19 protein-coding genes are annotated in these 22,842 nt (G+C 67.0%); 8 read left to right on the forward strand and 11 right to left on the reverse strand.

Going from position 1 to position 22,842, the window contains the following annotated elements:
- The first annotated feature begins 6 nt into the window (after positions 1-6).
- Positions 7-3,159 carry an efflux RND transporter permease subunit gene (locus tag KB879_RS31035; protein ID WP_211980470.1) on the forward strand — a complete coding sequence of 1,051 codons (3,153 nt, stop codon included), beginning with the start codon at positions 7-9 and terminating at the stop codon, positions 3,157-3,159.
- A 2-nt stretch (positions 3,160-3,161) separates the two neighbouring features.
- Entirely contained in the window at positions 3,162-4,649 is a 1,488-nt protein-coding gene (locus tag KB879_RS31040; protein WP_013958477.1) for an efflux transporter outer membrane subunit, read from the forward strand.
- Positions 4,650-4,713: 64 nt separating this feature from the next.
- Here KB879_RS31040 and KB879_RS31045 read toward each other — a convergent pair whose 3' ends face one another.
- From KB879_RS31045 to KB879_RS31075, 7 genes are all read right to left on the reverse strand, one after another.
- Positions 4,714-5,553 (reverse strand): OmpW family protein, encoded by an 840-nt coding sequence (locus KB879_RS31045; RefSeq protein WP_013958478.1) that lies wholly within the window; start codon positions 5,551-5,553, stop codon positions 4,714-4,716.
- 87 nt (positions 5,554-5,640) lie between these two features.
- Entirely contained in the window at positions 5,641-6,921 is a 1,281-nt protein-coding gene (locus KB879_RS31050) for a DUF2957 domain-containing protein (protein WP_211980471.1), read from the reverse strand.
- A gap of 37 nt (positions 6,922-6,958) precedes the next feature.
- The gene (locus tag KB879_RS31055) at positions 6,959-8,311 is read right to left on the reverse strand and encodes a DUF2957 domain-containing protein (RefSeq protein ID WP_211980472.1); all 1,353 of its coding nucleotides are present in this window, start codon (positions 8,309-8,311) and stop codon (positions 6,959-6,961) included.
- A gap of 249 nt (positions 8,312-8,560) precedes the next feature.
- The gene (locus tag KB879_RS31060) at positions 8,561-9,457 is read right to left on the reverse strand and encodes a DUF1571 domain-containing protein (RefSeq protein ID WP_211980473.1); all 897 of its coding nucleotides are present in this window, start codon (positions 9,455-9,457) and stop codon (positions 8,561-8,563) included.
- Positions 9,458-9,663: 206 nt separating this feature from the next.
- Positions 9,664-10,638 carry a TetR/AcrR family transcriptional regulator gene (locus KB879_RS31065; RefSeq protein WP_211980474.1) on the reverse strand — a complete coding sequence of 325 codons (975 nt, stop codon included), beginning with the start codon at positions 10,636-10,638 and terminating at the stop codon, positions 9,664-9,666.
- Positions 10,639-10,906: 268 nt separating this feature from the next.
- A complete protein-coding gene (locus KB879_RS31070) occupies positions 10,907-12,502 on the reverse strand; it encodes a GMC family oxidoreductase (protein ID WP_211980475.1) in 1,596 nt (531 codons plus the stop codon).
- Positions 12,503-12,510: 8 nt separating this feature from the next.
- Entirely contained in the window at positions 12,511-13,116 is a 606-nt protein-coding gene (locus tag KB879_RS31075; RefSeq protein WP_211980476.1) for a hypothetical protein, read from the reverse strand.
- 115 nt (positions 13,117-13,231) lie between these two features.
- Here KB879_RS31075 and KB879_RS31080 point away from each other — a divergent pair, with 115 nt between their 5' ends.
- The 6 genes from KB879_RS31080 (at position 13,232) to KB879_RS31105 (ending at position 19,134) form a co-directional block, all read left to right on the forward strand.
- Entirely contained in the window at positions 13,232-14,305 is a 1,074-nt protein-coding gene (locus tag KB879_RS31080) for an AraC family transcriptional regulator (protein WP_211980477.1), read from the forward strand.
- A gap of 259 nt (positions 14,306-14,564) precedes the next feature.
- Positions 14,565-16,139, forward strand: coding sequence for an NAD(P)/FAD-dependent oxidoreductase (locus KB879_RS31085; protein WP_211980478.1), 1,575 nt, complete (start codon positions 14,565-14,567; stop codon positions 16,137-16,139).
- Positions 16,140-16,200: 61 nt separating this feature from the next.
- Positions 16,201-17,091 (forward strand): SDR family oxidoreductase, encoded by an 891-nt coding sequence (locus KB879_RS31090; RefSeq protein WP_211980479.1) that lies wholly within the window; start codon positions 16,201-16,203, stop codon positions 17,089-17,091.
- The gene (locus KB879_RS31095) at positions 17,088-18,050 is read left to right on the forward strand and encodes an alpha/beta fold hydrolase (protein WP_211980480.1); all 963 of its coding nucleotides are present in this window, start codon (positions 17,088-17,090) and stop codon (positions 18,048-18,050) included. Before KB879_RS31090 ends, KB879_RS31095 begins: the two co-directional genes overlap by 4 nt.
- Before the next feature lie 47 nt (positions 18,051-18,097).
- A complete protein-coding gene (locus tag KB879_RS31100; protein WP_211980481.1) occupies positions 18,098-18,973 on the forward strand; it encodes a metal-dependent hydrolase in 876 nt (291 codons plus the stop codon).
- Positions 18,970-19,134, forward strand: a complete 165-nt coding sequence (locus KB879_RS31105; RefSeq protein WP_035817912.1) for a rubredoxin — start codon at positions 18,970-18,972, stop codon at positions 19,132-19,134. Before KB879_RS31100 ends, KB879_RS31105 begins: the two co-directional genes overlap by 4 nt.
- Positions 19,135-19,240: 106 nt before the next feature.
- On the opposite strand, the gene yidC is transcribed toward KB879_RS31105, so the two are convergent.
- The 4 genes from yidC to rpmH form a co-directional block, all read right to left on the reverse strand.
- Complete coding sequence (yidC, locus tag KB879_RS31110) at positions 19,241-20,908, reverse strand: membrane protein insertase YidC (RefSeq protein WP_211980482.1); 1,668 nt, start codon at positions 20,906-20,908, stop codon at positions 19,241-19,243.
- Between the two features lie 21 nt (positions 20,909-20,929).
- On the reverse strand, positions 20,930-21,241 hold the full coding sequence (yidD, locus tag KB879_RS31115; RefSeq protein ID WP_013958492.1) for a membrane protein insertion efficiency factor YidD: 312 nt from the start codon (positions 21,239-21,241) through the stop codon (positions 20,930-20,932).
- A gap of 10 nt (positions 21,242-21,251) precedes the next feature.
- Positions 21,252-21,716 carry a ribonuclease P protein component gene (rnpA, locus tag KB879_RS31120; protein ID WP_085959671.1) on the reverse strand — a complete coding sequence of 155 codons (465 nt, stop codon included), beginning with the start codon at positions 21,714-21,716 and terminating at the stop codon, positions 21,252-21,254.
- 173 nt (positions 21,717-21,889) lie between these two features.
- Positions 21,890-22,024, reverse strand: coding sequence for a 50S ribosomal protein L34 (gene rpmH / locus KB879_RS31125; RefSeq protein ID WP_008650850.1), 135 nt, complete (start codon positions 22,022-22,024; stop codon positions 21,890-21,892).
- Between the last annotated feature and the right edge of the window lie 818 nt (positions 22,025-22,842).

The following is a 22,842-nucleotide window of genomic DNA, read 5'->3' on the forward strand; positions in this document are numbered from 1 at the left end:
AGTTTTATGGCCAAGTTTTTTATCGACCGGCCGGTGTTCGCGTGGGTGCTCGCGCTGATCATCGTGCTGGGCGGCATATTGGCGATCCTGCAGTTGCCGATCGCGCAATATCCGAACATCGCCCCGCCGACGATCTCGGTCACCGCCACCTACCCGGGTGCGTCGGCCAAGACGCTGGAGGATTCCGTCACCTCGGTGATCGAGCAGGAGCTTAACGGCGCCCCTAACCTGCTCTACTACAACTCCACCAGCGAGTCGTCCGGCCTGGCGAGCATCACCATCGCCTTCGCGCCGGGGTCGAACGTCGACCTGAACTCGGTCGAAGTGCAGAATCGCCTCAAGCGCGTGGAAGCGCGCCTGCCGGCAGAAGTGCGCCAGCAGGGCGTGCGCGTGGACAAGGCCGGGAACAACTACATGATGTTCCTGACCGTGTCGTCCAAGTCCGGCGCGGCTGATGCGATCCAGCTCGGCAACTATGTCTCGGCGCAGGTGATCGACTCGATCCGCCGCGTGCCGGGCGTGGGCCAGGCCGACCTGTTCGGCACCGAGTACGCCATGCGGATCTGGCTGGACCCGGCCAAGCTGACCGGCTACAACCTGACCCCGACCGACGTCACCGCCGCGGTGGGCGAGCAGAACATCCAGGTCGCCGTGGGCGAGCTGGGCGGCACGCCCTCGCCCAAGGGCACCGAGCTCAACGCCACCGTCACCACCGAAAGCCGCCTGACCACGCCGGAGCAGTTCGGCAACATCCTGCTGCGCACCAACCCGGACGGGTCGTCGGTGCGTATCAAGGACGTGGGCCGCGTGGAGCTGGGCGGCGCCGATTACTCGACGCTGGCCCGCACCAACGGCAAGCCGTCGGCGGCCATCGCCATCAAGCTGGCTCCGACCGGCAACGCGCTGGCCACGGCCACCGCGGTGCGCGCCAAGATGGAAGAGCTGTCCAAGACCTTCCCGGCGGACTACCAGTACTCGGTGCCTTACGACACCTCGGCCTTCGTCAAGATCTCGATCGAGGAAGTGATCAAGACGCTGCTGGAAGCCGTGGTGCTGGTGTTCCTGGTGATGTACCTGTTCCTGCAGAACTTCCGCGCCACGCTGATCCCGACCCTGGTGGTGCCGATCGCGCTGCTGGGCACGTTCGGCGCGCTGCTGGCGTTCGGCTTCTCGATCAACGTGCTGACCATGTTCGGCATGGTGCTGGCCATCGGTATCTTGGTGGACGATGCCATCGTGGTGGTCGAGAACGTCGAGCGGATCATGAGCGAGGAAGGACTCTCGCCACGTGAAGCCACGCGCAAGGCCATGGGCCAGATCACCGGCGCCATCATTGGCATCACGCTGGTGCTGACCGCGGTGTTCATCCCGATGGCGTTCTTCTCGGGCTCGGTGGGCAACATCTATCGCCAGTTCTCGCTGTCGCTGATCTCCTCGATGGCGTTCTCGGCGCTGCTGGCGCTGACCCTGACCCCGGCACTGTGCGCGACGCTGCTCAAGCCCGTCGAAGCCGGCCATCATCATGAGAAGACGGGCTTCTTCGGCTGGTTCAACCGCACCTTCGCGCGCGCGTCGACCAGCTACCAGGGCGTGGTGGCGCGCATCCTCAAGCGCACCGGCCGCTACCTGATCATCTACGCGGTCATCATCGTCGGCGTGGTGGTGCTGTTCAAGCGCCTGCCGTCGTCGTTCCTGCCCGACGAAGACCAGGGCTACATGATCACCGTGGTGCAGCTGCCCAACGGCGCGACCCAGGACCGTACCATCGGCGTGCTCAAGCAGATCGAGGACTACTACCTGCAGAAGGAAAGCAAGGTGGTGGACCAGATGATCACGGTGGCGGGCTTCTCCTTCTTCGGGCGCGGCCAGAACGGCGGTATCGCGTTCGTACGCCTGAAGGACTGGAAGGAACGCACCGGCGCCGGCGAGACCGCGCAGGCGCTGGTCGGCCGTGCCTTCGGCGCGCTCTCGTTCATCAAGGACGCGATCATCTTCCCGCTCAACCCGCCGGCGATTTCCGAGCTGGGCAACTCCTCGGGCTTTGACTTCCGCCTGCAGGACCGCACCGGCCAGGGCCACGCCAAGCTGATGGAAGCGCGCAACATGATGCTCGGCATGGCGGCCAAGAGCCCGGTGCTGATGGGCGTGCGCCCGGAAGGCCAGGAAGACGCGCCGCAGCTGCAGATCGACATCGACCGCGAGAAGGCCAAGGCGCTCGGCGTCACGGTGGCCAGCATCAACTCGACGCTGTCGATTGCGTTCGGCTCCAACTACGTCAACGACTTCATCTATGAAGGCCGGGTGCGCAAGGTGATCGTGCAGGCAGAAGGCTCAGACCGCCGCCTGCCGGACGACCTGACCAAGCTGCGCGTGCGCAACAGCAACGGCGACATGGTGGCGTTTGCCGCGTTCGCGACCTCCAAGTGGGTGATGGGCTCGCCGCGCCTGGAGCGCTACAACGGCATGCCGGCGGTGAAGCTGGCGGGCCAGGCCGCGCCGGGCCGCAGTACCGGTGAAGCCATGCGCGTGATGGAAGAGAACTTCGCCAAGCTGCCGCCGGGCTTCGGCTTCGAGTGGTCCGGCCAGTCTTATGAAGAACGCCTGGCCGGCTCGCAGGAACCGATCCTGTACACGCTGTCGCTGATCATCGTGTTCCTGTGCCTGGCCGCGCTGTATGAAAGCTGGTCGATCCCGTTCTCGGTGCTGCTGGTGGTGCCGCTGGGCGTGCTCGGTGCGCTGCTCGGCGTGACGCTGCGCGGCATGCCCAACGACGTGTACTTCAAGGTGGGCCTGATCGCCACCATCGGCCTGTCGGCGAAGAACGCCATCCTGATCGTGGAATTCGCCAAGGACCTGCAGGCGCAGGGCAAGGGCCTGATCGAAGCCACGCTGGAAGCGGTGCACCTGCGTTTCCGACCGATCCTGATGACGTCGATGGCGTTCATCCTGGGCGTGCTGCCGCTGGCGATCGCCACCGGCGCGGGCTCGGGCAGCCAGCGCGCCATCGGTACCGGCGTGATGGGCGGGATGATCACGGCCACGGTGCTGGCGATCTTCCTGGTGCCGGTCTTCTTCGTCGTGGTGCGCAAGCGCTTCAAGGGCAGTGCGCGCCAGCGCATGCTGGACCAGAAGTGGCACGAGCCGAAAGAGGAAATCTGAATATGACCAAGACTCTGACCACACTGCTGCTGGTGGCCGGCGTTCTGACGGGGTGCACGCTCGCGCCCCACTATGACCGCCCCGCCCCGCCGGTGGCAGACAGCTTCCCGGTGGCGCCCGAGGGCTACGCCACCGCCGAGGCGAAGAGCGGCGAGACCCGCCGCGCTGTCGACATCGGCTGGCGCGAGTTCTTCCGCGACCCGCGCCTGCAGTCGCTGATCGCGACCTCGCTGGAAAACAACCGCGACCTGCGCACCGCCGCGCTGCGCATCGAGGAAGCGCGCGCGCAGTACCAGGTGCAGCGCGCCGACCTGCTGCCGACGGTGAACGCGAATGCTGGCTATACTCGTGCCAGCACCAACGCTGCCACGGGGGTATCGGTTCTGGGCCAGCCTGCGGTATCGCAAGTCTACTCGGCCAGCCTCGGCATCTCGTCCTACGAGCTGGACTTCTTCGGCCGCGTGCGCAGCCTGTCGAACGCGGCGCTGGCGCAGTACTTCTCCACCGAAGAGGCGCATCGTTCAGCGTATATCTCGCTGGTGTCGGAAGTGGCCAAGGCCTACCTGTCCGAGCGTTCCTTCGCCGAGCAATACGAGATTGCTCGGGACACACTCAAGGCGCGCGAGAGCACCTATGGGCTCGCCAAGCAGCGCTTCGACGTCGGCGCCACGTCCGCGCTGGACCTGCGCGACAACGAGTCGCTGGTGGCCCAGGCGCGTGTCGCCGCCGCGCAGCTCGCACGCCAGCGCGCGCAGGCGCAGAACGCGCTTGAAGTGCTCGTGGGCAAGCCCATCGGCAGCATCGAGAACCTGCCCGAGCCGATGCGCCTGTCCGACGAACGCATCATCAGCGATATTCCCGCGGGCCTGCCTTCGGACCTGCTGGAGCAACGCCCGGACATCCGCCAGGCCGAACAGCAGTTGCTGTCGGCCAACGCGAATATCGGCGCGGCACGCGCGGCGTTCTTCCCGCGCATCACGCTGACCACCAGCATTGGCACGATCAGCCCGACGTTCTCGAACCTGTTCGATGCCGGCACTAAGGCGTGGTCGTTCGCGCCGCAACTGACGCTGCCGATCTTCGACTATGGCCGCAACAAGTCCAACCTGGACCTGGCCAATGTGCGCAAGAACATCCAGGTGGCCAACTACGAGAAGACCATCCAGACGGCCTTCGCGGAAGTGGCGGATGCGCTGGTGGCGCGCGGCACGCTGGAAGACCAGGTGGCCGGCCAGGAAGAAGTGCGCAATGCCGAAGCCGCGCGCTACGAACTGGCGCGCGTGCGCTTCCGCAGCGGGATTGCCAGCTACCTGGACGAGCTCGATGCGCAGCGCCAGCTGTTCACCGCCGAGCAGGCACTGATCCAGGCGCGGCAGCTGCGGCTGAACAACGCGATCGATTTGTACCGGTCGCTGGGTGGTGGTTTGCAGGAGAGCGGTGCGGTGGCGCAGCAGGGGACGCCTGCGCAACAGGGGACGGTGACGCAGTAAGGGTTGCCGCTTGCCGTTGCAGCAATAGAATACGACGCGCTCAGGCGCGTCGTTTTTTTTAGCGTCAGAACTTATACGAAGCCGCCAAAAAAAACACCAGCGGATTCGGCTCCAGCTTGGTCTTCGACGTCGACAACACCGTCCCGTCGGACGCCTTGATCGTCATCGACGACGTCGACTTCAGCGGGATATAAGTCACCGCCGCCGTCACGCCCCAATGCTCGTCAAAGTTATAGGTGCCACCGATATTGAACACCGGCGCCCATGACGACGACGCATCCGCACTCACCGATGTCGGCCCCGGGATGCCCGCCCCCGCCGCCAGGATCGCGCCGAGGTTGTTGTTGACCGAACTCGCAAACGCCGGATTGACCTCGATGTTGGTAAAGAAGTTGTACGATACCCCCAGCCCCAGGAACGGGCGGAAACGCGTGCCCGGATCCAGGAAGTGGTACTGCACCATCGCCGCCGGGCTCCACTGCCGCGCCTTGGTGATGATGGGGTTCAGCGCGGGGTCGCCCAGGCTCTGGCGGCCGAGCGCGCCGGCCGGGCCCGGCGGAATCAGTTCGCCGTGGCCATAGAGCTTGAACTCCGGCGGGATGCCGCCCACCGCGGTGACCGCGATATGGTCGGTGACGAAGTGGCTGAAGGTCAGCCCCAGCGTATTGGCATTGGACGACGAGAGGCTGCTGCCCGGCGCGGTGAAGCTGGACGGCAGGCCCAGCGGGTAGTTGATCGGCACGTCCAGCAAGGTGGTGGTCAGCGGACCGCTCTGGCCATGGGTCTGGATATAGAACCAGCCGGCGGATACCACGTTGTCGCCCTTCTTCTGGGCATGGGCAGGCAGGGCGAAGCTGGCCAGCGCGGCCAGCATCAGCGTGAGCGTGAGGCGTATGGTTTTCATCTTGTGTCCCCCGGCAGTGGATGTCTTTGTTTGGTCGAGTCGTGGTGCAGTGGCCCGGGCTGCGATGGCCCGGGCCTGGTAGCGTGCTTACTGCACGAATGCGCCGACGGTGAAGTACGGGCCGCTGTCGCGCTGTTCCAGGAAGCCGAACACGCCGCCGGTGAACATCAGCTTGCCGGTCGGCGCCGAACCTGCGGGCGCCTCGCGCCGCGACGTACGGACCACGCCCGGCACTTGCTGCGAGTAGTCCAGCCGGTAGGGAATCGCCAGCGACGCATCGGACGGCCGGAACGGATCCATCATGGTGGCGGCGGCGCCGACCAGCGCGGTCACGCGGTAGTTGAAGTTGCTGTCGACGCCGACGTATTCGCCGTTGACCGCGCCTTCGGTGACCGCCACCGCCGGCGCCATCATGCCGATGCCGATCTCGTCATCGGCACCAAGCGGGCCGTTGGCGAGCGAGTCATTGGCATAGCCCACGCGGATCATGACCGGCACCAGCTGGCCGCGCAGCTTGCCCACGATCAGGTAGGCCTTGCCCAGCGTGTTGCCCAGCGTGGGCGGCTGGCTCTCGGCCTTGTAGTTGGTCGACAGCAGCGCGCCGTTGGCCTGCGGCACGAAGTTGTTGCCCTTGCGCTCGCACGTGTTGGTGGCGTTGTCGCAGACGGTGAATGAACCATCCGCGGCCAGCGCCATGCGGTAGTCCTGCGCCACCGTCTTGAACTGCTTGGACGGCACCTCGTGGAAGCCCGTGCCGTTGTATTGCCCGGCGATCTTCGACAGGTCGGTCTCGGTCTGCGCGAAGCCGATGAACTGGAAATACGGGAAGGTGGTATCCGGCACCGCGCCGGCGCCCAGCACGCCGTTGAACTGGATGCGCGCGCCGGGGATGGTGCCGCCCATCACGCCCTCGCCGACGAAGAGCTTGGCGGGACGGTTCGGATCGAGGCTGGCCCCGCTCAGCTCGAACGCGCACTGGTTCAGCTTCTCGGTCGGCAACCCCGTCTCTGCCTTCAGCGTGCCGCGCATCACGTTCTGGCCGTTGGTGGGGTCGCTGCGCGTGGGCTGCACGGTGCCGGTCTGGCGCGGCACGGAAGAATCGAGGAAGGTCACCTGCCAGGTCTTCCTGGTGGTGTCGATCTGCACCTTCACCAACTCGCCGGAGCCGGTGCCGCCGGTGAAGGTCGTGGAGTAGTCGAGCGATGCCGGGCACAGCCGCGTTTGCACCGCGGCCGGCGTGGACGGCGCCTCATCGCCGCCGCCGCCGCCGCAAGCGGCGAGCATGGCAGTGGCGGCCACGGCCAGCGCACGCGCCGGCACCGTGGATGGGCGCGAGGCCCGCGGCAGGATCATTCGATGGGGTTGCATGGTGTGGTCTCCTCGGTCTTGTGTCTTCTTGGTGGACTCAGGGTGCTGCCAGCACGCCGACGCGGAAGGTCGGGCTGGCGCTGCCGGTGCCGGACAGGTGGCTGAACACGCGCCCGCTGGCGATCAGCGCACCGCTGGTGCCGCTGTTGTCGGTGGTGGCGATCATGCCCGGCGCGTTCTGCGTGAAATCGAGCTGGAAGGCGCCGGTCTGGTTCATCGTCATCGGGTCCAGCAGCTCCACGCGCGCGCCCTTGACCAGCGAGGCGGTGTAGACAAAGTCGCTGCCCGAGCCGATATAGCCGCCGTCGAGCTGGCCGCTGGCCAGCGACTTCGCCGGCGCCATCAGTGCGAGCCCCGACTCGTCGTCGACATTGACCGTCAGCGGCAGCAGCGAGATCTGCGCGTAGCCGGTGCGCACCAGCAGTGGCACCAGCGCGCCGTTGAGCTTGCCCACCACCATCAGGCCCTTGGCGCGGCTGGCGTTGTTGTTGGTGATGGCCGCACTCTGGAACGACGGGTAACGGCGGCTGCCATCAGCATTGCTGCTTTCAAAGGCGCCATCGGCGCTGCGAAGCTTCCAGCTGTTGCCGGTGCTGAGGCAGCTGCCGGCCGCGACGGTGCAGCTGCCGTCGGCGTTGAGCGTCTCGGTGGTCTGCGCGGTCGCGGGCGTGAAGTGGCTCGATGAAGTTAGCGAGCCGCCGGACGGCACCTGGTGGTAGCCCAGCAGGTTGTAGCTGCCGGCCACCCTGGTGAAATCGGTCTCGGTCTGTGCGAATGCCAGTACCGGGTAGAACGGGAACGTGGTGGCCGGGATCGCGCCCAGCCCAAGCACGCCCGGATAGGAGATGGTGGCACCCGGGATGCCGCCGCCGGCGACGCCATTGCCCAGGAAGATCACCGGCGGCCTGGCACTGTCGATATTGGCCTGCGAGGTGCCGTCGGACGCCGTGGCTGTCTGCAGCGCAACCGCGCAGCGGTTCTGCTCGGCGGTCGGCAGCGAGGTCATGTTGGCAAAGGTGCCAGTAAAGGTCACGCCCGCGCGCGTCGGGCTCACGCTGCCGGGTTGCTTGGGCACCGGCGATTCGATGATCTCCAGCTGGTAGGTGCGGGCCGCGGTGTCGAAGCGCAGCTTGACCAGTTCGCCCGCGCCGGAGCCGCCGGTGAAGGTGGTGCTGTAGTCCAGTGCCGCCGGGCACAACGACCCCGGCGGGCCGCCGATGGTGACCGGTCCCTGCGTGGGGCACGTGCCCGTGTTCGCGCATTGCGGCGGTGCCTGCGTGCTGGCGCGCGGCGCCTCTTCATCGCCGCCGCCACCGCATCCGGCCAGTGCCGCGGCAAGGCTCACCCCTGTCAAAACCAAAGTGCTGCGTCGAAGCATCGACATGGTCATTGCCTGTCTCCTGATTTTTTTGGCGACCCCTGGTTCTGGATCTGGTGTCCGGCTCTGCGGCCGGATCCCTCCCGGGTGCGGCGACTCTCGCCGCTCGCGTGTTTTTGCGTCAATAGAGCGGCCGTTCCAAACAGACGCGCCTGGCGTGCATGCCGCATGTGGCGGTGGATTGCGGGTGTTGCACGGACTGCGCGGCAAAGCGGCGCGGCCACCGATTCAAACGCACGATGCGCGCCGTTTTGCCACATTTCAGAAGCGATAGTCAGGATTGGCGGGATCGAATGCCGAGGCCTCGAAGGTCTTGCGCACCAGCTTGTCGAACACGATCTTCTCGACCATGTTGCCGTCGGCATCCCAGGCGGTTTCCACACGGATATACGGATGCTTCAGGTCCAGCATCAGCTGCACCTTCTTGGCGTAGTACTGCGGCGCGCCGGCCGGCAGGTCCCAGGTCAGCGCCACCATGCGCACGCCCTGCTCCTGCACGATCTCGGCCTTGCTGTATTTCTCGGGCAGGCCGGCGGCACGCAGCGACTTTGCGTCGCGCTCCAGCATCGACAGCACGAACTGGAAGCCCAGGTCGCGCACAGTGTGGTTGGACTGCGAGCGCGCCAGCGTGCCGTCCAGTCCGATCCACATCGAGGTGAAGCCCAGCACGCCGCCCAGGTGGCCGTACATCTCGTCCTTGCGGCGGGTTTCGTCGTAGATGATTTCCTGGCCCGACTGCGCGCCGCCGGGCAACCACTTCGCATAGAGCTGGCGCGGCTGATGGCGGTAGCGGATCTGCATCTTCGCGGGCTGGTCCTGCCACTGGTTGTTGAGCCGTTCCTGGCGCGACATCCAGTACTCGTACTCGGGATAGCGGTTCATCTCGGCGCGGGCCCATTTCAGCAGTGCATCCGGCTGCAGCGCCTGGAACACGGCCAGCACCTGCTCATCGGACAGCCGCGCGAGTTCGCCGCTGGCGACCTGGCGCGAGAACAGTGCGGCTTGCTGTGCGGATGTCTGGCCGTCATAGCCCGTGCCCGCGGCGGCGGTGGTTGTGGCCGTCTGGGCCATGGCCACGGGGGGTATGGCCAGTGGCGCAGCCAGCAGTCCGATGACGGCACCGGCGACGGCGGCAAGGTAAAGCGGTTGGATCGACATGGCAGCTTCCTCCTCAAGATGTCCGCCAGGAGGCGGAGCGCGGGCAGCGCAGGGCGAACGGGACCACCGCCGCGCTCTTGGAAAATCCGATAAGGCGCACGGGGTCCGCGGGGCCTGTGCGTGGCCTCGCTGAATGGATCGACGATTCAGTTTTTGCGTGAGCGCGGTGGCGCCGGCCCGGCGGTAACCGGGCGCGGCGCGCGCCGCTATGTCCTGGTGCGCATTCGCATCCAGTCATCCAGCGGGTTGCTGGGGAAGCTCACGGATTGCTCGCGCGCGCGGACCGGCATGCTGGTCACGGCTGAGCGTTTGGTGCCCTCATTGCGCACGGTGCGTGCGCTGATGCGGGCCTTGCCGAGGGCGGCGGCGGTTTGGCTGGCTGCATCGCCCATGGTTGCCGCCATCGCGGCGCAACTGGCACTCAGTTCATCGGCAGACTGCGCCGCGGCCAGCCTGCTGGCGCGCTGCTCGGCCTGCTGCTGCTCGCCGAGCTCGAATACCGACTGCAGGGCCGAGAAGTCGTCCGCACTGGGTTGCGCCACGTTCAGCACGGCTTCCACCATGGCAGTGAGCTGCGCCAGCACGTGCGCATCGCTCATCTGCCGGCCCTGCGTGAACACCGGCAGCAGGCTGGTGAGCTCTTCGCCGGCCAGCACGCCGGCCAGCGCCTTGAGCGCAAACTGCAGGCGCCAGCCGAGCTCATGCCGCGGCAGCCCCGGAATGGCGCGCGAGAAGGCGTCGAAGAAGCGCCCGTACACCGGGGCGTAGTGCTCCAGCAGGTATTGCTGGATAAAGGGCGAGGTGTCCGAATACACGCGCCCGAGCAGCCGCAGGAACGACGGCCCGCCTACCGACGGGTCGCGTGCCATTTGCAGCGCGGGCACGAACAGTGCACCCATCACGTGCTCGCAGCGGATGCTGTTGCCGGGCCAGCGCGCTTCGCACGCATCGAGCAGCGCCAGGCGCCGCGCGTTGAGCGGATCCAGCCGCCGGCTCAGTACCGCGTGCATCATGATGTCTTTGCTGCGGAAGTGGTAGTTCACGGCGGCCAGGTTGACGATGGCGCGCGACGTGACTTGCCTGAGCGAGGTGGCTTCATAGCCGACCTCGGTAAACAACTTTTCCGTGGCGTCGAGAATCCGGGCCTTGGTGTCTCCAGCCGAGCTTTTGCCGGTCTTCATGGGGGCGTCTCTCTTCGTTGCTGCCGTAAACCCCTTAGCAATTTGCTACGCTGTTCCGCTCCCTGCTCTGACGGCATACGGATGCTTGAAACAGCTGTACGAAGCCTATCCACCGCTTCGAGCGTTTCACAAGAGCTGAATTGGAGTGGGCATTCTAATTGCGCCGCTGGTGTGGGGAATCGCACAACAATGTCGCCCGCCGCCTGCATGGAGCAGGCATGCCGGATGCCTGCAATGCAGGACATTGCGGGCTTGCGCGGCCAATACCTCATGACGTGAGGCTCCGTGCCAGCGCGTCCGCATTCTGCGCCGTCAGCGCGAACACTGACAATTGGGGGTTGGCCCCCACGCTGGTCGGAAACACCGAACCGTCGAACACCGACAGGTTGGCCAGCTGGTGGTGGTTGCCATGGCTGTCCACCACGCCACCGCGCGCATCGTCGCTCATGCCGCAGCCGCCCATCAGGTGCGCGGTGAACAGCGCGGTGCGGAACGGCTTGAGCGGCAGCTGCGCGATGGCGTCGCGCGCCTCGGGCCAGCTGCGGTACTCGGCGGCGTCCAGGTGAGCGGGCCGCACGCGCGCCGCACCGGCGGCAAACTGCGCCTGCGCCATGCTCAGCCACGCACGCCGCACGCCGTCCCAGGCGTAGTCGCTCATCTCATAGTCCAGCAGCGGGCTGCCGTCGGCCGCCAGCCGCACGCGCCCGCCCGTGCTCTCTGGCACAAAGCCGTCGCGCAGCAGTGCCAGCATGGCGTTGGTATGGGGCAGTTGCGCCATGTCGCGGCGCAGCGCCTCGCCCACGCCGTTGACCACGCCCGCGCTGATGCCGGGGAACAAGGGCGGCACCTCCAGCTTGTAGCCCATCGGCCCGGTCGCGCCATCCTTCCACTGGAAGTGGTCGGAAGCGATCGACTGCGGTGCGCCATAATAAGGATCAATGCGCTCCGGCATTTTGGCGATGCTAATATTCACCGGATGGATAAACGTGCGCAATCCCAGCCGCTCATGCGGGTCCGGCACGCGCGAGCGCAGCAGCAGCGCCGGCGTGTTGATGGCGCCGCCGGCGGCGATGAAGTGCCTGGCCCGCACGATCACGCCGACGCCGGTGGGCGTGTAGCCATCGGCGCCCAGCGCCTCGCCCGTGACCGACTGCACGCGCTTGCCGTCATGGTCCAGCGTGCGCACGCGAACGCGGTGCACCAGCGTCGCACCGCTGGCCAGTGCCGCGGGGATGGTCGATACCAGCATCGACTGCTTGGCATTGACCGGGCAGCCCAGCCCGCAATAGCCGGAGTTCCAGCAGCCCTTCACATTGCGCGGGATCACATGCCATTCCCAGCCTAGCGTCTCGCAGCCGCGCTTGAGCACATCGTTGTTGGGATTGGGCGCCATCGCCCAGGGCGCGATGCCCAGGCGCTCTTCCACTTTCCTGAACCACGGCGCCATGTCGGCCTCGCTGTGGCCGGTGACGGCATGATGCGTGGCCCAGTGCGCCAGCGTCTGCGGCGGCGTGCGGAAGCTCGATGACCAGTTGACCGTGGTGCTGCCGCCGACGGAGCGGCCCTGCAGGATGGCGATGGCGCCGTCGGCAGTGGTGCGGGCCGCGGCCTCCTGGTACAGCTCGCGATAGGCGCGATTCTCGTCCATGTCGCGGAAGCTGTCCGAGGTGCGCAGCGCCCCCTCTTCCAGCAGCACCACGCGCAGGCCCGCGCGGCTGAGCGCCTCGGCGCTGATGCCGCCGCCCGCGCCGCTGCCGACGATGACGACGTCGGCATCCAGCGTGCGCGTGGTGGTTAAGGTTGCAGCGTCCAGTACCTTCCAGCCGGCGGCGATGCCGGCATCGTAGAGATTGTCGATGGCCATGTCGGGGATCAGGCGTGCAGCGCCTTGTAGACGGCCGCGTTGGGGCCGGGATAGCCGCTGCCAGCCCACGCGGCCGGCAACACGTAGTAGCTCACGCTGGTGAGCTTGACCAGCACCACCGCGCCGGCATTGAGCGTGGCCAGGCGGCTGGCGCGCCAGCGCGCCAGGAAGGCCTGCACCTGCGTGGGCGTGGCCGCGCTCCAGTCCTGGCGGATGCCGGTCAGCGCCCAGCGCAGCGGCATGCTGGCAAGCAGGCCGAACAGCTTGCGCAACTCGGCTTGCGCGCCCGCGCCCATCGCGGCGCAGGTTGCGTCGATATTGCGCAGCGCGTCCTGCTCAAGGGTCGCGCGCCGCTGCGGCGGGGATTCGGCCAGTTCGGTGACGATGGCCGGCAGCAGCGCGCGGAACATCGCCACGTCTTCCGGGCGCAGCCAGGTCATGCCGGCCTGCGGCGCGGGATGGGCCGACGAGCAGCCGGCCAGCGACGGCACCAGCGCGGTACAGGCCAGCGCGGCCGAGAAGCCGAGGCCGACTTTCAGGAAGCCGCGCCGCGTCAGCGCGTGCAGCGCCTCGGCATCGGCATCCGCACGGCGGTGTGGATAGTTGGGGGGCATATTGTCTCCATGCGTCGGTCTCTTGTATTCAGGCGGGGGCAGGCCCGCATTGACGCTACCCGGAGTTTGGATAAAGATCGGTGCCCGGTCTTGATCCCGCACGACAGGTGATTTGATGCCACGCGCCAACCAGCCCGACGGCGGTGCCAGTGGTGCGCCAGCGGGCACCGCATCGGGCACCGTCTCGCTTGCCTACCTCCGCGCCGTGCTCGACCACGGCGCGCGCCAGGGCATTGCCCCGGCCGAACAGCTGCGCGCCGTCGGCGTGCCGCCCGAGCTGCTGCACGCCACCGGTGCGCAGACCGCCACGCGCATTCCCGGCGCGGCCTACCTGGCGCTGCTCGACTGGCTGGAGCAGGTCACCGGCGATCCCGATGTCGGCCTGCGCGCCGGCGCCGCCTTCGCGCCGCGCCACTATGCCGAGATGGGCTACGTGGTGCTGACCACGCCCACCGTGCGCGACGCCATCCTGCAAGGCATCCGCTATGAGGTGCTGGCCAACGATATCGGCGGCACCCGCCTGATTGAAACGCCGCATGCCGCCTGCATGACCTGGGAAGCCCGGCATGGCCCGCTGTCGCGCCATGCGCATGAGCTGCACATGGCAACCTGGGTGGTGTTCGCGCGCTGGCTGATCGGTGAGCAGCACGTGGCCACGCAGGTGGAATTCCCGCATCCCGCGCCCGCCGATACCCGGCTGCATGCCGAGGTGTTCGGCTGCCCCGTGGTCTTCAACGCCGCGCGCCATGCCATGCATATCGAACGGGCCTTGCTGGACCTGCCATCGCTGCAGGCCGACGCGGGCATGCAGGCGCAGATGACGCGCATCGCCGATACCCAGCTGCAGCAGATCGTGCCGGCCGGGGCCGACGCATTGGCGCAGGCGCGTGCCTATATCAGCGGGCGGCTGCCGCAGGGCGAACTGCCGATTGCCGACGTGGCAGCGCACTTAGGCATGCCCGTGCGCACCCTGCAGCGGCGGCTGCAGGCGCAGGGCATCAGTTATTCACAGCTTGTGGATAACGTGCGGCGCGCGCTGGCGCAGCAGTATCTTGCCGATCCCGGCATCAGCCTGGCGCAGTGCGCGATGCGGCTCGGCTATTCCGAGCAGAGTGCCTTCACCCACGCCTTCAAGCGCTGGACCGGTGAAACGCCGCACGGCTGGCGGCGCAAGGGGCAAGCGGCCTAGCGCCCCCAATGTTGCGGCCACGCCTTCGTGATCCGCGAAGCCTGAAAAAAATCTCCCGGTTTCAAACGCACGACCGAATTCCACAGCGCAAGCGCCTGCGGGGTGGCATCGCCTTGTTTCATGTGCGCCAAACGCCGCTGGAAATCCCCAAAAATTAGAACCATCCTTCAACTCACGGCATTGACCACCTGCCCGGCGCTTCCTACGATGACATCCATCAATGTCACAATAAACACTGTAATAACGGTGAGGAGCGCCCATGAATGCACCCGCGGAGCTGCCGCAGCAGACATCCCCTGCCCTTGAGCACACAGACATTGCCATCATCGGCAGTGGCTTTGCCGGCCTCGGCATGGCGATGCGGCTGCGCGAGCGCGGCGAGCGCAACTTCCTGATCTTCGAGAAGGCCGGCTCCGTCGGCGGCACCTGGCGCGACAACCATTACCCGGGCTGCGCCTGCGATGTGCAGTCGCACCTGTATTCCTTTTCCTTCGCGCCGAACCCGGACTGGTCGCGCATGTTCTCGACCCAGCCGGAGATCCGCGCCTACCTGGAAGGCTGCACCGACCGCTTCGGCCTGCGCCCGCACCTGCGCCTGCATCATGAACTGCGCCACGCCGCCTGGGACGAAGCCGCGCAGGTGTGGCGCCTGGAGATGGCCGACGGCAAGGTGGTCCGGGCGCGCGTGCTGGTCTCCGGCATGGGCGGGCTGAGCCGGCCTTCCTACCCCAATATCCCCGGTCTGGACTCGTTCGAGGGCGAGTGCTTCCACTCGCAGCACTGGAACCACGCCTATGCGCTCGCCGGCAAGCGCGTGGCCGTAATCGGCACCGGCGCCAGCGCGATCCAGTTCGTGCCGCAGATCGCGCCGCAGGTGGCGCAGCTGGACCTGTACCAGCGCACCCCGCCGTGGATCATGCCCAAGCCGGACCGCGAGGTCAGCGCGACCGAGCGCTGGCTGTTCCGCCGCCTGCCGTTCACGCAGACGCTGGTGCGCACCGGCATCTACTGGATGCTGGAATCGCGCGTGCTGGGCTTTGTGCTGCATCCAAAGATCATGAAGGTGGTGGAGCGCGTCGCGCGCCGCCATCTGGCCAGGCAGGTGCGCGACCCCGCCTTGCGCGCAACGCTGACGCCGGACTACACCATCGGCTGCAAGCGCGTGCTGATCTCCAACGACTACTACCCGGCACTGACGCGCGACAACGTGGACGTTGTCACCACCGGCATCGCCCGTGTGGAGCGCGACGCGGTGGTGCTGCGCGACGGCACGCGCCGGCCCGCGGACTGCATCATCCTGGGCACCGGCTTCCATGCCACCGACCCGATGCCGCGCGGCGTGATCTCCGGCCTTGACGGCGTGGACCTGGTCGATGCCTGGCGCGACGGCGCGCAGGCCTACCTGGGCACCACCGTGGCGGGCTTCCCCAACCTGTTCTTCGTGGTCGGCCCCAATACCGGCCTGGGCCACAGCTCGATGGTGTTCATGATCGAGTCGCAGGTGGCCTACATCGTCGACGCCCTGCAGCAGATGCGCCGCGACGGCGTGCAGGCGGTGGACGTGCGCGAGCCGGTGCAGCGCCGCTTCAACGAACGGCTGCAGGCGCGGCTGGGCCATGCGATCTGGTCCGCCGGCGGCTGCGCCAGCTGGTACATCGACCCGCGCAGCGGCCGCAACACCACGCTGTGGCCGGGCTTCACCTGGCAGTTCCGCCGCGCCACGGCCAGCTTTCGCATGACCGACTACGACCTGTACCCGGTGCGGCGCGCATTGCCGGACGAGACCGCAATGCAGCCCGGGTCGGCCGATATCGCCACGGTCGCCGGTGCCTGACGCACACGCATTCCCCCTGACTCACACCCAAAAGAACGACATCACCGGAAGGAGACCGGACATGAAGGACTTCCGCAACAAGGTTGCCGCGATCACCGGCGCCGGCTCGGGCATCGGCCGCGCGCTAGCGATGGCGCTGGCACGGCAGGGCTGCCACCTGGCGCTATCAGACCGTAACGAGGCCGGGCTGGCGCAGACGGTGGCCCAGGCCATGGCCGCCGCACCGCAGGCCCGCATCACGCAGCACACCGTGGATGTGGCCGACCGCGCCGCGGTCTACGCGTGGGCCGCCGCGGCCGCCGAGGCCCACGGCCGCATCAACCTGATCTTCAACAACGCCGGCGTGGCGCTGTCCAGCACCGTCGAGGGCATGAGCTACGACGACCTGGAATGGATCATGGGCATCAACTTCTGGGGCGTGGTGTACGGCACCAAGGCCTTCCTGCCGTACCTGAAGGCCAGCGGCGACGGCCACGTGGTCAATACGTCGAGCATCTTCGGCATCTTCGCCCAGCCCGGCATGGGCGCCTACAACGCCAGCAAGTACGCGGTGCGCGGCTTCACCGAATCGCTGCGGCAGGAGCTGGACCTGATGGACTGCGGCGTGTCGGCCACCACCGTGCACCCGGGCGGCATCAAGACCAATATCGCCCAGGCCAGCCGCGTGTCATCCAGCGTCAACGGCTTCCTGGTGCGCGACGCGCAGCACGGCAAGGATGAATTCGAGAAATTCTTCATCACCTCGCCCGACAAGGCCGCGCGCGTGATCCTGGAAGGCGTGCGCCGCAACCGCCGGCGCGTGCTGATCGGACCCGACGCCTACGCCGCCGATGCCATGGCGCGGCTGTTGCCGGCCGCCTACCAGTCGCTGGTGGTGCGCGAGACGCGCCGCAAGCGCGATCTGGGCCCGGTTGCGGCACCGGCCTCGGTCGGCCAGGGAGAGCGCCCGTGAACCGGCTCGCGATCGAACAGGATGCTGCGCTGCTGGCGCCACCGGGGGCACTGACGCGCTGGTTCGGGCAAGGCCGCGTGGGGCTGTTCAGCCTGTCGCGCGCTACGCTGGCGCAGCGCCATGCGCTGCCGGCCTCGCGCTGGGTGCGCGTGCTGGATGCGATGGTGCACTACACCGATGAAGGCCCCGCCGACGGCGAGACCCTGGTGCTGATCCACGGCTTCGGCGCTTCGCTGCATACGTGGCAAGGGATCGTGCCGGCGCTCGCGCAGCGCTATCGCGTGCTGCGGCTGGACCTCGCCCCGTTCGGCCTGACCGGGCCGCTGCGCGATGCGCGCGGGCGCATCGAAACCATGGACGTGCACCGCTACCGCGATTTCATCGATGCCTTCCTGGCTGCGGTGAACGTGCGCCGCGCCAGCATCATCGGCAACTCGCTGGGCGGGCTGATCGCGTGGGACCTGGCGGTGCGCCGGCCCGATGCGGTCGACAAGCTGGTGCTGATCGACGCCGCCGGCTTCCCGATGCGGCTGCCGATCTACATCGACCTGTTCCGCCATGCGCCGGTGCGCTGGTCGGCACCGTGGATGCTGCCCGAGTTCATCATCCGCGCCGCCACGCGCGATGTCTATGGCGATGCCTCGCGCGTGCCGGAGTCCACCTTCCGCCGCTACGTCGACTTCTTCTACGCCGAAGGCAGCCGCGAGGCCGTCGGCAAGATGGTGCCCAGGCTCGACTTTGCCCAGCTTGACACCCACCTGCTCGGCAGCGTGCGCGCGCCCACGCTGGTGCTGTGGGGCGAGCGCGACCGCTGGATCCCGCCCGCGCACGCGCAGGCCTTCACCGAGCGGATCCCCGGCGCGCAGCTGCGCCGCTACGCGGGGCTTGGCCACGTGCCGATGGAAGAAGACCCGCAACGCGTGGCCGCAGACCTGCTGCCGTTCCTGGCAGCCCAATGAATTCCCACCGGCGCAACACGCGCCGGCCTTCACCCAAGGAGACCGCCATGATGCCAGTCCGCCGCGACGTGCATCCCCACCTGCCGCCAGAACGCATCAGCGACTGGCACGAACGGGGCCGTCACGTCACCCATTTCATCAACGCGCTGTCGATCTTCTTCCCCGCCGGGGAGCGCTTCTTCATGGACAGCGTGCGCAACTACCGCGACCAGGTGAAAGACCCCGAACTGAGCCGCGCCATCGCCGGCTTTATCGGCCAGGAAGCGATGCACACGCGCGAGCACATCCTCTACAACCGGCTGATGGAAGACGCCGGCCTGCCCGCCGCGGCGCTGGACCGCACGGTGTGGAAACTGCTGGACCTGCTGCGCAAGATCCTGCCCAAGTCCTGGCAGCTGGCCCACACCATCGCGCTGGAGCACTACACCGCGATGCTGGCCGGCGGCCTGCTGCAGGATCCGCGCCACATGGGCGCGGCCTCTGAGACCGGCTACCGGCAGGTGTGGACCTGGCACGCGCTGGAAGAAACCGAGCACAAGGCCGTGGCCTACGACGTCTGGAACACGGTGATGAAGCCCGGCCCCTACCGCTACTTCCTGCGCACCTTCACCATGCTGACCACCACCGTGACGTTCTGGGCCATGGTGTTCGTGTTCCACATCGCGCTGGTGATGGGCGACAAGGGCTGCCGCAACAAGCTGACCGGGTTTGGTGGCGTGCTGCGCTTCCTGTGGGCCTCGCCCGCCGTGCTGCCCAAGATGATCCCGGAATGGCTCAGCTACTTCCGCCCGGGCTTCCATCCGTGGGACGACGACAACCGCGCCGAGCTGGCACGCATCGCCCCGCTGGTCGAAGAGATCGAAGACACCGCGCGCGCCGCCGGCGTCTCTACCCGTGCGCCCTCGCTGCGGGGAGCCGCATGACCATCTGGCAGTGCCGTATCTGTGGATTCGTTTACGAAGAAGCGCTCGGCATGCCCGAGCACGGGATCGCGCCCGGCACACCGTGGGGCGCGGTCCCGCTGGAGTGGAGCTGCCCGGACTGCGGCATGGCGAAAGCGGATTTCGACATGGTTGCGCTATAGGCGGGCGGTGATCAATGCGGGGTGATGGCTGTCAGCGCCCCGATCCATCAAACAAAAAGCCCGGCATCACTGCCGGGCTTTTCGCTTACCGCAACTTGCAACAGCTTCAGCTCTTGGCCACCACTGCCGCCTTGCCCTTGCCGAGCATGCGGTTGATCTGCCATTGCTGCGCAATCGACAGAATGTTGTTCACCACCCAGTACAGCACCAGGCCGGCCGGGAAGAAGAAGAACATCACCGAGAACACCAGCGGCATGATCATCATGACCTTGGCTTGCACGGGGTCCGGCGGGGTCGGGTTCAGCTTGGTCTGCACGAACATCGACACGGCCATCACGATCGGCAGGATGTAGAACGGATCCGGCACCGACAGGTCATGGATCCAGCCCAGCCACGGCGCGCCGCGCATTTCCACCGACGACAGCAGCACCCAGTACAGCGCAATGAACACCGGGATCTGGATCACGATGGGCAGGCAGCCGCCGAGCGGGTTGACCTTCTCGGTCTTGTACAGCCCCATCATCTCCTGGTTCATCTTCTGCGGGTCGTTCTTGTAACGCTCGCGGATCGACGTCATGCGCGGCTGCAGGTCCTTCATCTTGCCCATGGACTTGTAGCTTGCCGCCGACAGCGGGAAGAACACCAGCTTGATCAGCACCGTCAGCGCGATGATCGACCAGCCCCAGTTGCCCAGGAAGCCGTGCAGCTTCTCCAGCAGCCAGAACAGCGGCTTGGCCAGGATGGTCAGCCAGCCATAGTCCTTCACCAGCTCCAGGCCCGGGGCGATCTTCTCGAGCATGTGCTCTTCCTGCGGGCCGGCGAACAGGCGTGCATCGGTGGTCACCGTGGCGCCCGGGGCCAGTTCACCCAGCGGCTGCTGGACGCCCACGCGGTACAGGTTCGGGTCGATCTGCTGGACGTAGAAGCTGTGCTCCTTGCTGGTCTGCGGGATCCAGGCCGAGGCAAAGTAGTGCTGCACCATCGCCACCCAGCCATTGTTGGCGGCGGCCGGCACGCTGGCCTTGCCCTTGGCCACATCTTCAAAGCTGATCTTGTGGTACTTGTCGGCGTCGGTGTAGATGGCCGGGCCGGTGAAGGTGCTGTAGAACTGCGACTGCTCGACCTTGCTGCCGTCGCGCGCCAGTTCCAGGTACAGCGTCGGCGAGACCGGCGCGGCACCCGCGTTGGTCACCGCGAACTTGGTGTCGACCACATAGGTGCCCTTGTGGAACACATAGGTCTTGACCAGCTTCACGCCGTTCTTCTCAGCGGTCAGCGCCACTTCCAGCTGCTCGGCGCCGTCCAGCGAGCGCGGGCCAGGGGCGGCGGTGAACACCGTGGTGTGGTTGGGCAGGTCGCCGCCGATCAGGCCCGAGCGTGCCATGTAGGTGCGCACGTTGTCGCGCTCGAACAGCACCACCGGCTTGCCGTCCTTCTCATGCTCCTTGAGCAGCTCCAGGCGCGACACGATGCCGCCGGCGGTGTCGATCTCGGCGCGCACCGTGTCGGTGGTTACCACGATCTTCTCGCCGGCGGGCTGGGCCGCGGCCTGCGGCGCGGCCGGGGCAGCGGTACCCGCTGCGCCTGGCGCCACGTTGGCCTTGGGCACGTCGCCCTGGGCGGCAGCGCCGCTGGCGGCGGGCGCCGAAGCGGCCTGTTGCGTCGTGCTCGGGAAGAACATCGACGCATGGCCTTGGGAGCGCTGCCAGTTGTCGTAGAGCAGCACGAGGGCCATCGAGAAGATGACCCAGAGGATGGTGCGTTTGATATCCATGTCTGGCTGTGGTCGGAGAAATCAGGGTCTGGGCAGACGGATCGCAACAGGCGCATGGCCTGCGGCGGCATGGACGGAACGGCCCGCGTGGGTGTCCGGCCTGGCAGTGTCGTCAGCTTGCGTGCCCGGCACGGGATCATACCCGCCTTGGGCGAAAGGATGGCAGCGGCACAGCCGGCAGGCGGCCATCCAGCTGCCGCGCGCGGCGCCGTAATGGATGACGGCGTCGCGGGCGTAGTCGGAACAGGTCGGCAGGAAGCGGCACTGCGAGCCCAGGTAAGGACTCAGGGCGATCTTGTAGATACGCAGCAGGGCTAGCAGGATTCGCTTCATGGCAGGCGGTTCAGGCCGGAAGGCCTGGTGGCTGGCTTTGCGAGGGGCTCGCCGGTGGCGCCGCGGGTGGCGGTGCCGAAGGCGAGGCAGGCGGTGCGGGTGGCGGCAGCGGCTTGGCCGCTACGTCGAGCAGGCTGGCGATTTCCGCCGCGCATGCCCTTCGGACCGCCGCGCGCGTCGCAAATTCCGCGCGCGGAAACTTGGCTTGCAGGCGCAGCAGCACATCGCGCCCCGCCAGGTGCTCACGGCGCTGGCGAAACAGCTCGCGCGCCATGCGCTTCACCAGGTTGCGCTCAGCCGCGCGCGGCGCGAACTTCTTGCCGACCACCACGCCAAGCCGGCCTTCCGGACGGTCATTGGCGCGCACGTAGAGCACGAAATGCGGGCTGCGCCGCCGGGGCCGCAAAGCAAAAACGGATGAAAACTCATCCGTCTTTGTTAGCCTCGCGGCTTTGGGGAAGGCATGGGCTGACACGCTGGGTGACACTGGTGAGCGCTGGCGAATACTACTGCTGGCGCAAAAGCGGCGCCCTGCGGCAAGCGGCCGGCCGACCTGAAGCCGAGGCGGTGGGCATTGACGGCTGCGCGGCACGGCTGCGGTACGCTGCAGCCGGCGCCGGGCGCGCCGTCAGGCCGGTCGCCCGGGCCTCAGATGGCCAGGCGCTTGCGGCCCTTGGCGCGGCGTGCGTTGATGACGGCACGGCCGCCGCGGGTCTTCATGCGCACGCGGAAACCGTGGGTACGCTTGCGGCGGGTAACGGAAGGTTGGTAGGTACGTTTCATGTTGCACTCTCTGGTTGATCTTGGCTCGCCCGACTCCGGCCGGTGCCGGGGTGCCGTGGCCGCCGCGTATGGTTCGCATGGGGCTGCCGCAAGCAAGAAACTGCCGCGGCGTATCCGACGATTCTGGTTCTGTCTTTGCTGCCGGCCGAATGGCGCGCGCTGCAGGCGGGGTGGCCTGTGGGCGCGGACGGCACGAACAGGCCAGACCCGGCGATGCGCATACGTGATCCCCTGCCGCATCGCAGAACCCGCCATTTAAACGATTTTCTCCGGCGCTGTCAAGGCACAAGTCTGTGTGCAAGGGCACAATTGCCACAGCGCCCTGGGGCCCGTGGTGCGCCATTGTCCACAATGATCGGTGGGTAACTGCATGTGTCCCGAGGGCCACCTCCATCGCAGTCATCCACAGGCGAAGTCCCTGTTTTGCCTGAGATTTTGCCCGTTTCCGCACCCCGGAAAGCCGCATCACAGCAAGGGTTGTGCACACAAATCCACTGCATTTGCACAAGTTGTCCACAGACTTATCCTTTGTGGATAACTCAGGGGCGGGGGTACAATCCGGGTCCAAACACAACACGGGCTGCGTGGCGCAGGCGCAACCCGGGCTCCCACCGCGGCAACGCATGACTGAACGCACGCCAGTGCAGCGAACCTGAAGGTTCGCTGGCGGCTGCATTGGCATGCTGCGGAGGTCTCACCGGACGGAACTGATTCCTAATACGGTAAGGATGGCCCGGATCGCGCGGCGTAGATGCTGCTTGTGGCGTGCCGGGGGAACCGCTTAATTGCGGCCGGGTACGATTACCAAAAAACAAACA

Origin of the sequence: Cupriavidus sp. KK10, from assembly GCF_018223725.1 — a bacterium.
Lineage (GTDB): Bacteria > Pseudomonadota > Gammaproteobacteria > Burkholderiales > Burkholderiaceae > Cupriavidus > Cupriavidus necator.

What these genes read in the sequence shown, in the direction of transcription:
- yidD (WP_013958492.1), bottom strand. Translation starts at nt 21,241, where the DNA reads ATGAAGCGAATCCTGCTAGCCCTGCTGCGTATCTACAAGATCGCCCTG.
- KB879_RS31105 (WP_035817912.1), top strand. Translation starts at nt 18,970, where the DNA reads ATGACCATCTGGCAGTGCCGTATCTGTGGATTCGTTTACGAAGAAGCG.
- rpmH (WP_008650850.1), bottom strand. Translation starts at nt 22,024, where the DNA reads ATGAAACGTACCTACCAACCTTCCGTTACCCGCCGCAAGCGTACCCAC.
- KB879_RS31040 (WP_013958477.1), top strand. Translation starts at nt 3,162, where the DNA reads ATGACCAAGACTCTGACCACACTGCTGCTGGTGGCCGGCGTTCTGACG.
- KB879_RS31090 (WP_211980479.1), top strand. Translation starts at nt 16,201, where the DNA reads ATGAAGGACTTCCGCAACAAGGTTGCCGCGATCACCGGCGCCGGCTCG.
- KB879_RS31055 (WP_211980472.1), bottom strand. Translation starts at nt 8,311, where the DNA reads ATGACCATGTCGATGCTTCGACGCAGCACTTTGGTTTTGACAGGGGTG.
- KB879_RS31070 (WP_211980475.1), bottom strand. Translation starts at nt 12,502, where the DNA reads ATGGCCATCGACAATCTCTACGATGCCGGCATCGCCGCCGGCTGGAAG.
- KB879_RS31035 (WP_211980470.1), top strand. Translation starts at nt 7, where the DNA reads ATGGCCAAGTTTTTTATCGACCGGCCGGTGTTCGCGTGGGTGCTCGCG.
- KB879_RS31100 (WP_211980481.1), top strand. Translation starts at nt 18,098, where the DNA reads ATGATGCCAGTCCGCCGCGACGTGCATCCCCACCTGCCGCCAGAACGC.
- yidC (WP_211980482.1), bottom strand. Translation starts at nt 20,908, where the DNA reads ATGGATATCAAACGCACCATCCTCTGGGTCATCTTCTCGATGGCCCTC.
- KB879_RS31065 (WP_211980474.1), bottom strand. Translation starts at nt 10,638, where the DNA reads ATGAAGACCGGCAAAAGCTCGGCTGGAGACACCAAGGCCCGGATTCTC.
- KB879_RS31060 (WP_211980473.1), bottom strand. Translation starts at nt 9,457, where the DNA reads ATGTCGATCCAACCGCTTTACCTTGCCGCCGTCGCCGGTGCCGTCATC.
- KB879_RS31080 (WP_211980477.1), top strand. Translation starts at nt 13,232, where the DNA reads ATGCCACGCGCCAACCAGCCCGACGGCGGTGCCAGTGGTGCGCCAGCG.
- KB879_RS31045 (WP_013958478.1), bottom strand. Translation starts at nt 5,553, where the DNA reads ATGAAAACCATACGCCTCACGCTCACGCTGATGCTGGCCGCGCTGGCC.
- KB879_RS31075 (WP_211980476.1), bottom strand. Translation starts at nt 13,116, where the DNA reads ATGCCCCCCAACTATCCACACCGCCGTGCGGATGCCGATGCCGAGGCG.
- KB879_RS31050 (WP_211980471.1), bottom strand. Translation starts at nt 6,921, where the DNA reads ATGCAACCCCATCGAATGATCCTGCCGCGGGCCTCGCGCCCATCCACG.
- KB879_RS31085 (WP_211980478.1), top strand. Translation starts at nt 14,565, where the DNA reads ATGAATGCACCCGCGGAGCTGCCGCAGCAGACATCCCCTGCCCTTGAG.